Consider the following 14,952-nt stretch of genomic DNA (forward strand, 5'->3'; position numbering starts at 1 on the left):
GCCTGAACGGTGTCCCGACGCACCCGAGTGGGTGTCAGTCGGGGGCGACGAGGTCCGCCCAGACCTGCTTGCCGCCGCTGACCGGGATCGCGCCCCACGCCGCCGAGACGGCCTCCACCAGCAGGATGCCCCGGCCTCCGGTGGCCTCCCAGCCGATGCTCGCGGGCTTCATGGGGCTGCGCGGCGAGGAATCGGCGACGGCGAGCCGCAGCCGGTGGTTGACCAGGCTCATGTCGAGCCGGACCGGGCCGCCGGTGTGCACGAGGGCGTTGGTGACGAGCTCGGAGACCACGAGCAGGGCCGCGTCGAGGGTGTCCCGCTCGACGCCCCAGGTGCGCAGGGTGCGCCGGGTGAAGCGGCGTGCGTGGCGGACCGCCTCCGGCACCCGCCACACCGTCCAGCTCTCGCGCAGCGGCCGTACCGCCATGCCGTCGAAGCGCATCAGCAGCAGGGCCACGTCGTCGCCCCGGTGGGCGCCGCTGAGCAGGGCGTCGGCGACCTGCCCGAGGTGGGCGGGGTCCGCGGCGGCCAGCGCGCGGGCGAGCCGTTCCATGCCGACGTCGAGGTCCTCGTCGGCGGACTCCACCAGTCCGTCGGTGGTCAGCGCGAGCACCGTGCCCGGCTGGAGCCGGAGCGGGGTCATCGGGAACTCGGCCCGGCCGAGGACGCCGAGCGGCGGGCCGCCCTCGGTCTCCACGATCGTGGTCGAGCCGTCCGGGTGGCGCAGCACGGGCTGCAGATGGCCGGCCCGTACGCACAGGGCGGTGCCCTGCTCCATGTCGAGGTCCACGTAGGCGCAGGTGGCGAAGAGGTCGGTCTCCATGTCCATCAGCAGCCGGTTGGCGTGGGAGACGACGACGTCCGGGGGGTGGCCCTCCGCGGCGTAGGCGCGCAGCGCGGTGCGCATCTGGCCCATCAGGGTGGCGGCGCCCGCGTTGTGGCCCTGGACGTCGCCGATGACGAAGGCCACGTGGTTGTCGGCGAGGGGGATGACGTCGTACCAGTCGCCGCCGACCTCCAGGCCCGCGGTGGTGGGCAGGTAGCGGGCGACGGCGACCGCGCCGGGCAGCCGGGGCAGGCGGCGGGGCAGCAGGGTGCGCTGGAGCATGCCGACGAGTTCGTGCTCGGCGTCGAAGGCGTGGGCGCGCAGCAGGGCCTGGCCGGTCAGGCCGGCGCAGACGGTGAGCAGGGCACGTTCGTCGGGGGCGAACTCGCGCGGGCGGTCCCAGCCGATCAGGCAGGCACCGGCCATGCGGCCGCCGGCGGGCAGCGGCAGCACCGCAAGGCCGCCGGGGCCGACGTCGGCGAGGGCGGGCTCCAGCGGGCTGCCGGCGGGCCAGATCCGGGCGCGGCCCTCGCGCAGCGCGGCCGACAGGGTGGGCATGGCGCGTACCGGGGCGTCGGGCCACTCGGTGCGCCACTCGCTGCGCCACACCTCGGGCCAGAACTCGGGTTCGGGCGGGTCGAGGACGGTGACCACGAGCCGGTCGTTCTCGAGTTCGGCGAGCGCGATCCGGTCGGCCTGCAGGGGCTTGCGCAGGGCCGCGACGACGGCGTTGCCGACGTCCTTGACGGTGCCGGCGGTGGCCAGGGCGGCGGCGAGGCGCTGCACCCGGGCCACGTCGGTGACGTCGGAGCGGAGCGTGGAGGCGTCGGCGAGGGTGCCGACGAGCCGGGCCGGGCGGCCCTTCTCGCCCGGCAGCAGCCGGCCGCGGAGCCGGAGCCACTTGGGCGAACCGGAGGGCTGCAGGATGCGGAACTCCAGCTCGCGGTCGCCGATGGACATGTGGTCGGCCTCGACCACGGACATCAGTGCGGGCAGGTCCTCGGGGACGGTCTGCCCGAGCAGGGTCTCCACCCGGCCGTCGAAGCCGTCGCGGGCGATCCCGAAGAGGGCGAGGATCCCGTCGCCCACCTCCACCCGGCCGCTGTCCATGGCCAGGCTGAAGGTGTCCGGCGGCAGGTCGCGGCCCTCTTCGGTGGCCTCCTGCGGGGGCACGGCGATCGCCCGGGCGATCAGCTCCAGGCAGGCACGGTCGTCGCTGCCGAACCCGCCGGGGTGCTCGCTGACGGCCAGCAGACAGCCGGAGCCGGCCGGGCCGAGCGGCACCGCGGCCAGCGAGAACTCCCCGGACGGGGTGCGCCGGGCCTCGGGGCCGCCGGCCAGTTCCGCCGGGCCCAGCCAGCGCGTACGTCCGGTGCGGTGGGCCTCGGCGACCGGGGAACCGCCCGCCGCCGGATAGCTGTCCCTGAGGCCGTACAGGGTGCGTGGCAGGCCCGCCGACTCGGCGAGGTACAGCTGGGTCGGGTCGTCGCCGGGCGTGTACACCCCGGCGAAGGACGCGGCGGCGAACACGAGGGCCTGTTCGAGGATGCGGCGGAGCCGGTCGGGGGTGACCGGCGACGCGGTGAGCGTGTCGAGGGCGGATTCGGCACGTTCCGTCCTCGTGCCGCTGATCGCAGCGCCGTCACTCACCACGTTCGCCATTACAGCGCGTGTGAGGCTCCCGCGCAGCCCCTGTGAAGGGTCCGGGTGCCCGGCGGGCCCGCGCGCCGCCTGTTCCGGCCCCCGGGTCGAAAGCAGCCGAACACATCTTGACCCGTGAGTTCCGCACGCGGATGTCGTGACAGACGTGACTGTCCGCGACCGGGTGGCCGCTGAGAGTGTCTACCCGTCACCGACGAACCGCACGAGGAGGGACGGGAGGCGCATGGACAAGCGCTACGAGGTGTACGCGCTCGCCGACGGACACTTCTACGACGCGCCCGACCGGCTCTCGGCCGCGGACGGCGAGCCCGCGCCGCTGTTCGCGACGGCGTGCCGCACCGTTCCGGAGGGCTGGCACGCGGCCCGCTCCGGCGACTGGCTGACGCTGACGCCGGTCGGCGCTGACGGCGCCCCGCTCCCGTCGCCGGCCCAGGGCTGGAAGATCCACTCCTCGGCGACGGCGGCGAACGCGGAGCGCATCGCCGCGATCGTCTGGGACTACTGCGTGCCGCGCCGCATCCCGTTCAAGTTCGTGCCCGGCCCGCACCTGCTGCATCTGCGCAACGCCAAGTACGCCGGCCGCGACACCAGCGGCAAGTTCGTCACCGTCTACCCGGCCGACGAGGAGCAGTTGCAGCGCACCCTGCGGGAACTCGGCGCCCTGCTGGAGGGTTTCGAGGGGCCGTACATCCTCACCGACCTGCGCTGGCACGACGGCCCGCTCTACGTCCGCTACGGCGCGTTCGCCCGCCGGTACGTGGTGGACGAGCGGGGCACGCTCGTCCCGGCGGTCGCCGACGGCACCGGAAGGCTGGTCCCGGACCGGCGGGCGCCGTCCTTCCAGGTGCCGGAGTGGGTGAGCCTCCCGGATTTCCTGCGGCCGCACCTCGACGCCCGCAACACCACCACGGTCGGCGACCTGCCGTACCGCATCGAGAAGGCGCTGCACTTCTCCAACGGCGGCGGGGTGTACACCGGCACGGACACCCGGGACGGGCGCCGGGTGGTGCTCAAGGAGGCCCGGCCGCACGCGGGACTCGCCGCCGACGGCGCGGACGCCGTCGCCCGGCTGGAGCGGGAGCGGGCCGCGCTGGAACGGGCCGCCGGCACCGGCGTGGTACCCGAGGTGCGGGACTGGTTCACCCTGGGCGACCACCGGTTCCTGGTCATGGACTTCCTGGAGGGCCGCCCGCTCAACTCCTTCTTCGCCGAGCGGCATCCGCTGCTCACCCCCGACCCGGACCCGGCGAAGGTCGCCGCGTACACGGCGTGGGCGCTGCGTGTCCACGCCTCGGTGGAACGGGCGGTGGCGGCGATCCACGCGCGCGGGCTCGTCTTCAACGACCTGCACGTCTTCAACATCATGGTGGCGCCCGACGAGGAGACGGTGCACCTCATCGACTTCGAGGCCGCGGCCCCCGCCGAGGAGAACGCCCGGCAGACCGTCGCCCACCCGGGTTTCTTCGCGCCACCGGACCGGCGCGGCCCGGACGTCGACCGCTATGCCCTGGCCTGTCTGCGGCTGGCCCTGTTCCTGCCGGTGACCACGCTGTTCGTGGTGGACCGCGGCAAGGCCGCGCATCTCGCCGAGGTGATATCCGAGCAGTTCCCGGACGTCCCGCGGGCGTTCCTGGACGGGGCGGTCGCGGAGATCACCCGGGACACGGGCGGCGGGCGGAGCCGGCCGGCCGTGCCGGTGGTGCCCGGCGACTGGCCCTACAGCCGGGACTCGATGGTGAAGGCGATCCTCGCCTCCGCCACCCCGGAACGCGACGACCGCCTCTTCCCCGGCGACATCGCCCAGTTCTCCGACGGCGGCGGCCTCGGGCTCGCGCACGGCGCGGCCGGCGTGCTGTACGCGCTGGCGGAGTCCGGGGCCGGCCGCTACGACGAGGGCGAACGCTGGCTGCTCGACCACACCGCCCCGCCGCCGCCCGGCACCCCGCTCGGCCTGTACGACGGCCTCGCCGGCGTGGCCCTGGTCCTCGACCGGCTCGGCCACCGCGGCCGGGCGCTGGACCTGCTCGACGGCATCCTGCGGGAGAACTGGCGCAATCTGGCCTCCGATCTGCAGGGCGGGCTCGCGGGACTGGGGCTGGTCCTCGCCCGGCTCGCGGCCACGACCGGTGAGCCGGGCCTGCGGCAGCACGCCGCCGACGCCGCCGACATCCTCGTACGGCGCCTCGCCGAACCCGTCCCGGACACCCCGCGCCGCCGCGCCGGGCTGCTGCGCGGCGCGAGCGGGCCCGCGCTGTTCCTGATCCGGTGGTACGAGGAGACCGGTGAGTCGCGGTTCCTCGACGCGGCCGCCGAGGCGCTGCGCCGGGACCTCGCGGTCTGTGTGGTGCAGGAGGCGGGCGGCGGCCTGGAGGTGGACGAGGGCTGGCGGACCCTGCCCTACCTCGGCGACGGCAGCGCCGGGATCGGACTGGTGCTCGACGACTGGCTCGCGTACGCGGACGACGAGCGGTTCCGGACCGCCCGGGCCGGCATCCTCACCGCGGCGACCTCACGCTTCTACGCCCAGCCCGGTCTCTTCCAGGGCCGCGCCGGGATGATCCTCCACCTGGCCCGCAGCTCCGCCCCGGGTGCCACCCGGGAACGGCTGGAGCAGCAGATCGCGGGCCTCGGCTGGTTCTCCATGGGCTACCAGGGCCAACTGGCCTTCCCCGGGCACCAGATGATGCGTCTCTCCATGGACCTGGCCACCGGTACGGCAGGCTGCCTGCTCGCGCTCGCCGCGGCACGCGACCCCGAGCGCAGCGCGCACCTGCCCTTCCTGCCGCCCCCCGTGGCGGCCCCCGCACGCGGCTCCGCGCTTTGACGGAGTCGTGATCCAACCCCCGTCCCCGTAAAGGGAAAGGACATCACCATGGCACTTCTCGACCTGCAGATCCTCGAGTCCGACGAGCACACCCACACCGGCGCGAGCACCGCGAGCCTGCTGTCCTGTGTGTCCGCGGCGAGCGTACTGCTCTGCCTCTGACCGAGCAGGTGCGTTCACGGCTCCGGGCGGCCCTCCTCGCGGGGAGGGCCCCCCGGGGCCTTGCCGTTCCCGTAGGCGCCGGGCCCCCGTCCGCCGGAGTCCGCGTCCTGCCGGTGCCTCGGGCGCGCCGGCTTCCCCCGCCCTCACAGCCCCCGCTTCCGTCCGACCCGAGCGAGGCCGCAGCCGATGACCCTCCGTGCCGACGCCGCCGACGCCCCTCCGACTCCGAGTCCCGCGGCCGTCCGTGACCTGTCGCGTGCGGTGCTGCGGCGCACCGGCGCCCGCTGCGCCGCGCTGTGCGCCGTGAGCACGGCGGCCACGGCGGCGGGCCTGCTGCTGCCCGCGCTGCTCGGCCACACCCTCGACCTGCTGCTGGCGCACGCCCCGGCGGGCCGCTGGGTCGGCGGGTGCGCCGCCCTCGTCCTGCTGACCGCGGTGCTGGAAGGCTGCGCGGGCGTGCTCACCGGCACGGCCGACGCGCGGGCCACCGCCTGGCTGCGCCACCGCCTCACCGGGCACGTCCTGGCACTGGGGCCGCGCGTCACGGCCCGGTTCGGCTCCGGGGACCTGGTGGCGCGGCTGGTCGGCGGTGCGGCGCAGGCCGGGACGGCGCCGGGCGCGCTGGCCGCGCTCGCCGCCGCGCTCGCCGGTCCCGTCGGGGGGGTGATCGCCCTCGGCCTCATCGACCGGTGGCTGGCGGCCGTGTTCCTGGTCGGGGCCCCGGTACTGGCCCTGCTGCTGCGCGCCTTCGCCCGCGACACGTCGGCCTGCGCGGCCGACTACCAGCGGGTGCAGGGGCGGATCGCGTCCTCCCTCGCGGACGCGGTCGGCGGATTCCGCACGATCCGGGCCGCGGGCGCCGAGGACCGGGAGACGGCACGGATCCTCGCCCCGCTGCCCGAACTGTCCCGCGCCGGGCACCGTATGTGGCGGGTGCAGGGGCGGGCCGCCGCGCAGGCCGTCACCGTGGCGCCGCTGCTCACCCTGGGCGTGGTGGCGGTCGCCGGACTGCTGCTCGTCCGGCACCGCCTGACGGTGGGTGAGGTGCTGGCCGCCTCCCGGTACGCGGCGCTCGCCACCGGAGTCGGCGTCCTGGTCGGCCAGTTGGCGGCGCTCGGCCGGGCCCGGGCGGCGACGGCACGGCTCGCCGAGGTGACCGCCGAGGGCGCGCCCGCCCACGGCGCCCGCCGTCTGCCGTCCGGTCCCGGCCGGCTGGAACTGCGCGGGGTCACCGCCCACCGCGGCGCCCGGACCGTCCTCGACGGCGTCGACCTGGTCGTCCCGGGCGGCACGACCCTGGCGGTCGTGGGCCGTTCCGGCACCGGCAAGTCCCTCCTCGCCGAGCTCGCCGGCCGGCTCGCCGACCCGGACGCGGGCGAGGTCCTCCTAGACGGCGTCCCGCTGCCCGAACTCTCCCACGCTCAGCTGCGGCAGGCGGTCGCCTACGCCTTCGAACGGCCCGCGCTGCTCGGCACCACGGTGGCGGACACCATCGCGTTCGGCCTAGCCGCCCCCTCCCCCGCCGGAGTCCGGGCCGCCGCCCGCAAGGCCCGCGCCGACGCCTTCGTCCGCCGTCTGCCCGCCGGCTACGCGACCCGCTGCGCCGACGCTCCCCGCTCCGGCGGCGAGTCCCAACGCCTCGGCCTGGCCCGCGCCTTCGCCCACGGCGGCCGGCTCCTGGTCCTCGACGACGCCCTGTCCAGCCTCGACACGGTCACCGAGCACCAGATCACCCGGTCCCTCCTGGGCCCCGGCCCGACCCGCCTGCTGATCGCCCACCGCGCGACGACAGCGGCCCGCGCGGACACCGTCGCCTGGCTGGACGGGGGCCGCGTACGAGCGATCGGCACGCACCATGAGCTGTGGGCGGACGCCGACTACCGCGCGGTGTTCGGCGAGGAGAACGGCACGGAAGCCGAGGGCGCCCGCGCCGAAGGCCGGGGAGTCGGCCCAGCCCCCGGAACTCCAGAGCCCACCGCCGGGAACGCCGGAGCCGGAACGGGCAGTGGGGGTGGGGGTGCCTGCGCGGAAGGCCTGGGAGTCGGCCCGGATCCGGTGGGCAGTGGCGCCCGCACCGAAGGCGTGGGGGCCGGTCCGGACGCCGGGGGCGGCGGCGCCCACGCCGACGATGCCGGAGTCGGCCCAACCCCCGGAATTCCGGGGCCCGCCGTCGGGGACGCCGGGGCCGGAACAGGTGTCGGGGGTGAAGGCCCCCGCGCCGAAGGCGTGGTGGTCGGCCCGGACGCCGGGGGCGGGGGCACCCGCGTCGAAGGCCAGGGAGTCGGCCCGAGTCCCGGGGGCGGCGGCGCCCGCGCCGAAGGTCAAGGAGTCGACCCGGACCCCGGGGACGGCGCCGCCCGCGCCGAAAACGCCGGAGTCGGCCCTGCCCCCGGAACCACAGGTCCCGCCGACGGGGACGCCGGACCGGGTGCCGGGGGTGGAGGTGACCCGGCCGACACCGTCGGGGACGGAACGAGGGGCGGGGTCGGAGGCGCCAGGCCCGGAGAGGCCGGGGACGGGACAGGTACCGGTGGCCAGGTCGGTCCGGCCGAGAGCGCGGTGGCCGGCACGGGGACCGCGGCCGGCAACGCCGGGGACGGGGCCCGGTGACGGCGGCCGTGGGCGGGCGGGTGCGCCGGACGCTGCGGGTCCGGTGGCGGGTGCTGGTCCGGCTCGGTGCCTGGTCGGTGCTGGAGGCGGGACAGACCTTCGTCGTCGGTCTCGCTCTCGCGCGGGCGCTGGACTCCGGCTTCCTGGCCGGGGACGCGCGGGCCGGTCTGCTGTGGCTGGGGGCCGCCGCCGTCGCCGTGGCCGTCGGGGCGTACGGGACCGGGCGGGTGTACGGCGCGGTCGCCGCGCTGGTCGAGCCGGTCCGGGACCGGCTCGTCACGGCCGTGGTCGGGCGGGGGGTCCGGGAGGCGGACGCGGGGGCGCTGTCCGGGCTGACCCAGCAGGTGGAGATCGCCCGGGACGCCCTCGCCGGACTGGTGATGGTCTCCCGCTCGTTCCTGTTCACCTCCGCCGGCGCGCTGATCGGCCTGTTCTCCCTGGCCCCCCTGCTGCTCGCGGTCGTCCTGCCGCCGCTGCTGGCCGGTATGGCCCTGTTCGCGGTGACGCTCCGGCCGCTGGCCCGCCGTCAGGAGGCGTTCCTCGCCGCCGACGAGGCACTCGCCGGGGAGCTGGGCACGGTGTGCCCGGGACTGCGGGACGTCACGGCGGCCGGTGCCGAGGCGCGCGTCGCCACCGACACCGGGCGGCTGATCGACGCGGAGCTGCGGTCCGCAGGCGCGCTGGCCCGCTGGAGCGTGACCCGGGTGGCCGCCCTGGCCGTGGGCGGCCAGACGCCCGTGGTGCTGCTGCTCGCCACCGCGCCCTGGCTGCTCGGCCACGGTGTCACCCCGGGCGCGCTGGTCGGCGCGCTGGCCTACGTCACCCAGTCGCTGCTGCCCGCCCTGCACAACCTCGTCCACGGGCTGGGCACCGGCGGCGCCCGCCTGACGGTCGTCCTGCGCCGCCTGACCGCACCGGGCGCCCCCGCGCGGGGACGCCCCTCCGGCTCCCGGACCGTGCGCCACCCGGACGTACCCACCCCCGCCGAGCGGACGTCCGGCACCGCGGCGGTGCCCGCCCGGCACCGACCGGAACCGGAGCCGGGGAACCACCGGGCCGCACCGGCCACGGCGGACTCCCCCGCGCGGTCATGGCCCCCCGACGCCCGGACTACCCCACGCGAACGCCGGCAGGAGGCCGGCCCCGTGCCCGCGCAGGCCACTGCCCGCGAACCCGGGGGGAACCGACTCGCGGCACCGCGTCCCGGCGCTCCCGCCCTCGACCTGGATTCCGTCACCTTCGCCTACGGCCCCGCGAGTGAGCCCGTGCTCGACGGGTTCGGTCTCACCGTGCCGGTGGGCGGGCACCTGGCCGTCGTCGGGCCGAGCGGGATCGGGAAGTCGACGCTCACGGGACTCGTCGCCGGGCTGCTGCGGCCGGTGCACGGCGGCATCCGCGTCCACGGGCACGCCGTACCGGGGCCGGAGGCGGCCGCGCTGCGGGTCCTCATCCCCCAGGAGGCGTACGTCCACGGCGGCACTCTGGCCGAGAACCTCACCCTCTTCCGCCCCGGCCCGGTGCCCGAGGCGGAGCTGCTGGCGGCCGCCGACGTCCTCGGCCTGAGCCCGCTGCTGCGGACGCTGGGCGGCCCCGCCGGCCGGGTCGATCCGGCGGCGCTCTCGGCCGGTGAGCGGCAGCTGATCGCGCTGACCCGGGCCTATCTGGCCCCCGCCCCGCTGGCCCTGCTCGACGAGGCGACCTGCCATCTGGATCCGGCGGCCGAGGCGCGCGCCGAGCGGGCCTTCGCCGAGCGGCCGGGCGGCACGCTGGTGGTCGTCGCCCACCGGATCAGCTCCGCCCGCCGGGCCGACCGGATCCTGGTCATGGACGGCGCGCACACGGCCGCCGGCACGCACGAGGAGCTGCTGCGGGCCTCGGCCCTGTACCGGGACCTGGCCGGTGGCTGGACCGCCCCGGCGCCGCTCGCCCGCTAGTCACACCCAGCCCTCACCACGCGATATCCGGATCGCGTCGACGCGGTTGCGCGCGCCGGTCTTGCGGGTGATGGACGCCATGTAGTTGCGGACCGTGCCGTGGGAGAGGTGCAGGCTCCCGGCGATCTCCGCGATGGACGCGCCGCCGGCCGCCAGGGACAGCACGTTCAGCTCACGTCTGGTCAGCGGCATCTGCGCCGCCTTGAGGAACCCGAAACCCAGCGAGGCGTCAACGAAACGTTCCTTCGATGCGACGCTCCGTATGGCACGCACCAGCCGGTCGGGCGAGCCGGCCTTGTCGACGAAGCCGAGCGCCCCCGCCTCCGCCGCGCGTCTGAGCAGTCCCGGCCGGTGGGCGTGCGCCAGCACCACCAGCGCCGGCGGTCTGCCCCCGGCGCCGGGCGGGCACAGGTCGCCGAGCGGCGGCACCCCGTGGCCGTCGGCACAGTCCAGGTCCGCCGCGCACACGTCCGGGCGTAACGACCGTAACCGCGAGGCGGCTCCGCGCCATGGCGTGTCGTCCACAGCGAGCCCGGGATCCCGTCGCAGCCACTCCGCGAGAACCGATCGCACCAGACTCGTGTCGTGCACCAGAAGCACCCGGATCACTGCTCCGCCCCCTCGGATGGTCGCCGTACCTGCGTTCGTCCGGCCGTCGTGGTTCGCTGCCGTCCGTCTTCCCGTCGTCCGCGCCCTCTTCCGCGCCGTCTTCCGCGCCGTCTTTCACGCCGTCGACTTTCGGGCGCGGTGAGCGCGTGCCCATTCTTCGGCCCGATCATCCAAGGCGGACGCGAAGATCCAGCCATCGGGGTGCGCGGGGGCGCACGGGGAGCGGGCGTGTGCCGCCTCGCGCATCGGCCGACCAGGCATGCGTCGGGGCGTTCGGGGTATGCGAAGGCACCCGTCGTACGGGTCCGGGCCGTGATCACGGCGGCCGGCTCGCCGTGCGCGGGGCGCACTCCCGAGGGAGTCTTGATCCTTGGGTGCGACGCGCGGCCGTAGGAGGAGGTGGTCGGCGTGTCCGACGGGCCGGGACGCGGGCCGGCGGCGGACGCGGCGTCGGTCGGGCGGCCGGTGCTGTCTCTCGCGCTGGCCTCGATGGTCGAGGAGGTGCAGGCGCACTCGGGCGCGGTGTACCTGCTCAAGCCCGACGAACCGGTCCTGGAGATGGCGGTGACCGCGGGCATGCCCCGGGCGTTCGCGGCGCCGTGGGAGCGGGTGGGGCTGAGCGCGCCGATCCCGGTCGCCGACGCGGTGCGGGACCGGCGGCTGGTGTGGGTGGCCGGCGAGGACGAGATGGCCCGCCGCTATCCGCGCATCTCGGTGGTGCTGCCGTATCCCTTCGCGCTGGCCGCGCTTCCCCTGGCGACGGAGCGCGGGGTGTACGGCGCGGTGTTCGTGACCTGGCCCGGCGCTCATCCGCCGGAGCTGTCCGACCGGGAGCGCGAGGGTCTGTCGGCGGCCTGCGACCGGCTGGCGCTGCGGCTTCAGCGGGCCGCCGAGGAGAACCGGCCGGTCGGCCCCGAGGCCGATGTGATCGCGGCACCCGCGCCGGGCATCGCCGGCACGCTGGGCTCGCTCGAGGCGGTCCGGATGGTGTCCAGGCTGCCGTACGGGCTGGTCTCGCTCGACCTGCACGGCAGGATCGGCTTCGTCAACGCGGCGGCGGCCGAGATGCTCGGCATACCGGCCGGGGAACTGCTCGGCAGCAAACCCTGGGTGTCGGTGCCCTGGCTCAACGACCCTATGTACGAAGACCGTTATCGGGCGGCCCTGATCAGCCAGCAGGTGAAGTCGTTCGTGGCGCTGCGCCCGCCGGGCGAGTGGCTGTCGTTCCGCATGTATCCGAGCACGACCGGGCTGAGCGTGCGCATCGGCCGGGCGCGGGCGGTGGCGGAACTGGTGCGCAGGGCACCGGAGTCGGAGGCGCGTCCGGGGCGGCTGGTGACGATCTCCCAGGTGCTGAGCCTGGCGGGCGCGCTGACCGAGGCGGTGGGCGTGCAGGACGTGGTGCAGCTGGTCTGGGACGAGGTGGCCCCGGCCGTCGGCAGCCGGGCGCTGGTGATGCTCGGCTCGCAGGGCGGCCGGCTGCACGTGCTGGGGCATCGCGGGTATGCGCACGCGCACGTCGTGGAGCGGTTCGACGGGCTGCCGCTGAGCGAACGCACCCCGGGCACGCAGGCCCTGAACAGCGGGGTGCCCGCGTTCTTCGACTCGCGGGAGCAGCTGGAACGGCTGTATCCCGGCCGGCACGAGACCCCGGACGGTTTCGCGGCCTGGGCGTACCTGCCGCTGATCGCGTCCGGCCGGCCGGTGGGAACCTGTGTCCTCGCCTACGCCGAACCGCACGCCTTCCCCGCCGACGAGCGGGCGGTCCTGACGTCCCTCGGCGGTCTGATCGCGCAGGCGCTGGAGCGGGCGCTGCTCTACGACGCCAAGACCCGGCTGGCGCACGGCCTCCAGCAGGCGCTGCTGCCGAGCACGTTGGCGTCCCTGCCCGGCATCGAGGCGGCGGCCCGCTATCTGCCGGCCACCCACGGCATGGAGATCGGCGGCGACTTCTACGACCTGGTGCCCACCGGGCCGCTGGCGGCGGCGGTGATCGGGGACGTACAGGGGCACAACGTGACGGCGGCGGGCCTGATGGGGCAGATCCGCACCGGGGTCCGCGCGTACACCACGGTGGGGCAGGCGCCGCACGAGGTGATGAGCAGCACCAACCGGCTGCTCATCGACCTGGGTTCGGAGCTGTTCGCCAGCTGTCTGTATCTGCGGCTCGATCCCGAACACGGACGGGCCGTCATGGCGCGTGCGGGGCATCCGCCGCCGCTGCTGCGGCGTCCCGACGGGCGGGTGCGGGTGCTGGACCTGGCCGGGGGCCCGCTGCTGGGGATCGACGCGGCGGCGGTCTATCCGACGACCGAGGTGTCCCTGGCGCCCGGCTCGGTCCTCGTCCTCTACACCGACGGCCTGGTGGAGTCCCCGGGCATCGACATCGAGGACGCCCTGGTCGAGCTCGGCGCGCTGCTCTCGGAGATCGGTGACCAGCCGCTGGAGACTCTCGCGGACGAAATCCTCCGGCACAGCGCGGCGGCCCGGGAACGCCTGGACGACGTGGCGGTGCTGCTGCTGCGGGCCCGCGACGACGACTGACACCTCCATCACCGCAGGCGGTTCACGGTGGTCCGGACGCGTGTCCGGGACGCGCCGGCCGGGCCGCCTCGGACGTCGTGGTCCGGCCCTCCCGCCGGAGGGCCGGACCGGCCCCTGCCCGCCGGAACCGCGACGAGGTGGGCAGGGGGTCCGGGTGCGTCCGACTCAGTGCGTGTCGGTCTGGGACGAACCGTCGTCCGCCGCGCCGCTGCCGGACTGGTCGCCCGCCGCGCCGGACGGGTCGGCGCCGCCACCGATCTGGTCGCCGCCGGCACCGGATCCGTCACCGGCGCCCGCCTGGTCACCCGCACCGGCCTGGTCACCCGAACCGGCCTGGCCGCCGGCCGAGGCCGACGGGTCGGCAGCGCCCGACTGGTCACCGGCGCCCGCCTGGTCGCCCGCACCGGCCTCGTCGCCCGCGCCCGCCTGATCGCCGGCACCTGCCTGGCCGCCCGCGCCGGCGTCGCCGAGGGTCGCGCCGGTGGCCTGGAGCGCGGCGGTGACCGGCTGGAAGAAGGTCTCACCGCCGCTGGTGCAGTCGCCGCTGCCACCTGAGGTGAGGCCGACCGCGCCGCCGTCCTGGGTGAACAGGGAGCCGCCGCTGTCGCCCGCCTCGGCGCAGACGTCGGTCTGGATCAGGCCGGTGACGGTGTCGACGCCGTTGGGGTCGGTCTCGCTCTGGAAGTTGACGGTGGCGTCGAGGCCGGTGACCTTGCCGTCGTGCAGTCCGGTGGTGGAACCCATCCGGAACACCGCCTGGCCGACGGTGGCGTCGGCGGCCTGCTTGATCTGCACGGTCTGGCCGTTGCCGACGTTGACCTCGCTCGGCGCCTGCGTGTTCGGGTCGTTGTACTTGACCAGCGAGAAGTCACCGTTGCCGGGGAAGGTCGCCTGGTCGACGGTGGCGACGGGCTGCCCGTTCTGCGAGTCGGACCAGTCCTTGGCGGCGACGCCGCAGTGACCGGCCGTCAGGAAGGCGGGGCTGCCGTCGGAGGCGGTGACGTTGAAGCCGAGGGAGCAGCGGACGTTGCCGCCCTGCGCCTGGGAGAAGATGGCGTCGCCACCCGAGACGAAGGTCTTGAAGCTGCCGGCGGACTTCTTCAGGGTGGCCATGTCGGCGCCGAGGCTCCGCACGGTCGACTGCAGTCTGTCCCACTTGGCGCCGGTGACGGTGGAGTCGGCGGTGACGAGGACCTTGTCGGTGCGCGGGTCGACCGCCCAGGAGGTGCCGGGGATGGTCGCCCTGGTCTTCAGCGTCTTCGCGGCCTGCCGGAGTTCGCCGAGGCTGTTGTCCACCTCGCGGACGACCGCGCCGGCCTTCTTCGCCTGGACGATCACGTTGTCGTCGCCGTCGACCACGTTGACGACGAGCTGCTGCTTGCCGCCGTCGTAGTACGAGCCGGCGAAGGCGTCGCCGAGGATCTTCTGCACCTGGCCGGCGAGGTCCGAGGCGTCCGCTGACTTCAGGGTCTTCGCACCGGTGGCGCCCGACGCCGCGTTCTGGCCGTTCTGGTCCTGCGACGCGTTGGCGTTGGGCAGCAGGAGGGCCGCCGCTCCGAGCGCCGCGACACCGCCCACCGCTATCGCGACCTTGCGCTTGGGCATTCGCCTGTGACTCAAACTTCTCGACCTCCTGAGACGGGGGGGCTGCCTGTGAGGGGCAGTTCGTTCCGGGGCGCCTGGATGGCCGTTTGTACGCACCGGCCGTGCGGTGCGTTCAATTCCGTTTCCCGACGGCGGCCGTTCGGCGGGGAATCGGCCACCCTCCGCGTGGCGGGGAA

At 75.5% G+C, this 14,952-nt stretch carries 7 protein-coding genes and 1 pseudogene; 5 read left to right on the forward strand and 3 right to left on the reverse strand.

Annotated features, from left to right (window positions below):
• Nucleotides 1-34 precede the first annotated feature (34 nt).
• The gene (locus tag BLW57_RS05550; protein WP_176985474.1) at nucleotides 35-2,488 is read right to left on the reverse strand and encodes a SpoIIE family protein phosphatase; all 2,454 of its coding nucleotides are present in this window, start codon (nucleotides 2,486-2,488) and stop codon (nucleotides 35-37) included.
• Nucleotides 2,489-2,711: 223 nt separating this feature from the next.
• On the opposite strand from BLW57_RS05550, the gene lanKC reads away from it, so the two are divergent.
• From lanKC to BLW57_RS05570, 4 genes and pseudogenes are all read left to right on the forward strand, one after another.
• Nucleotides 2,712-5,312: a class III lanthionine synthetase LanKC gene (gene lanKC / locus BLW57_RS05555; RefSeq protein WP_093472566.1), complete on the forward strand. Its 2,601-nt coding sequence runs from the start codon at nucleotides 2,712-2,714 to the stop codon at nucleotides 5,310-5,312.
• A 48-nt stretch (nucleotides 5,313-5,360) separates the two neighbouring features.
• Entirely contained in the window at nucleotides 5,361-5,474 is a 114-nt protein-coding gene (locus BLW57_RS05560; RefSeq protein WP_073890943.1) for a SapB/AmfS family lanthipeptide, read from the forward strand.
• A 186-nt stretch (nucleotides 5,475-5,660) separates the two neighbouring features.
• A pseudogene (locus BLW57_RS05565) lies at nucleotides 5,661-7,376 on the forward strand (ATP-binding cassette domain-containing protein); the annotation flags it as partial.
• Between the two features lie 704 nt (nucleotides 7,377-8,080).
• Entirely contained in the window at nucleotides 8,081-10,018 is a 1,938-nt protein-coding gene (locus BLW57_RS05570; protein ID WP_093472568.1) for an ATP-binding cassette domain-containing protein, read from the forward strand.
• Here BLW57_RS05570 and BLW57_RS05575 read toward each other — a convergent pair whose 3' ends face one another.
• Nucleotides 10,019-10,627, reverse strand: coding sequence for a response regulator transcription factor (locus BLW57_RS05575; RefSeq protein ID WP_093472570.1), 609 nt, complete (start codon nucleotides 10,625-10,627; stop codon nucleotides 10,019-10,021).
• A gap of 399 nt (nucleotides 10,628-11,026) precedes the next feature.
• Between BLW57_RS05575 and BLW57_RS05580 the strand changes: the two genes are divergently transcribed.
• Entirely contained in the window at nucleotides 11,027-13,171 is a 2,145-nt protein-coding gene (locus tag BLW57_RS05580; RefSeq protein ID WP_176985475.1) for a SpoIIE family protein phosphatase, read from the forward strand.
• A gap of 165 nt (nucleotides 13,172-13,336) precedes the next feature.
• Here the strand turns inward: BLW57_RS05580 and BLW57_RS05585 are convergent, their stop codons facing one another.
• Nucleotides 13,337-14,776 carry a S1 family peptidase gene (locus tag BLW57_RS05585; protein WP_093472572.1) on the reverse strand — a complete coding sequence of 480 codons (1,440 nt, stop codon included), beginning with the start codon at nucleotides 14,774-14,776 and terminating at the stop codon, nucleotides 13,337-13,339.
• Between the last annotated feature and the right edge of the window lie 176 nt (nucleotides 14,777-14,952).

It is taken from the genome of Streptomyces sp. 1222.5 (assembly GCF_900105245.1).
GTDB classification, from domain to species: Bacteria; Actinomycetota; Actinomycetes; order Streptomycetales; family Streptomycetaceae; genus Streptomyces; species Streptomyces albidocamelliae.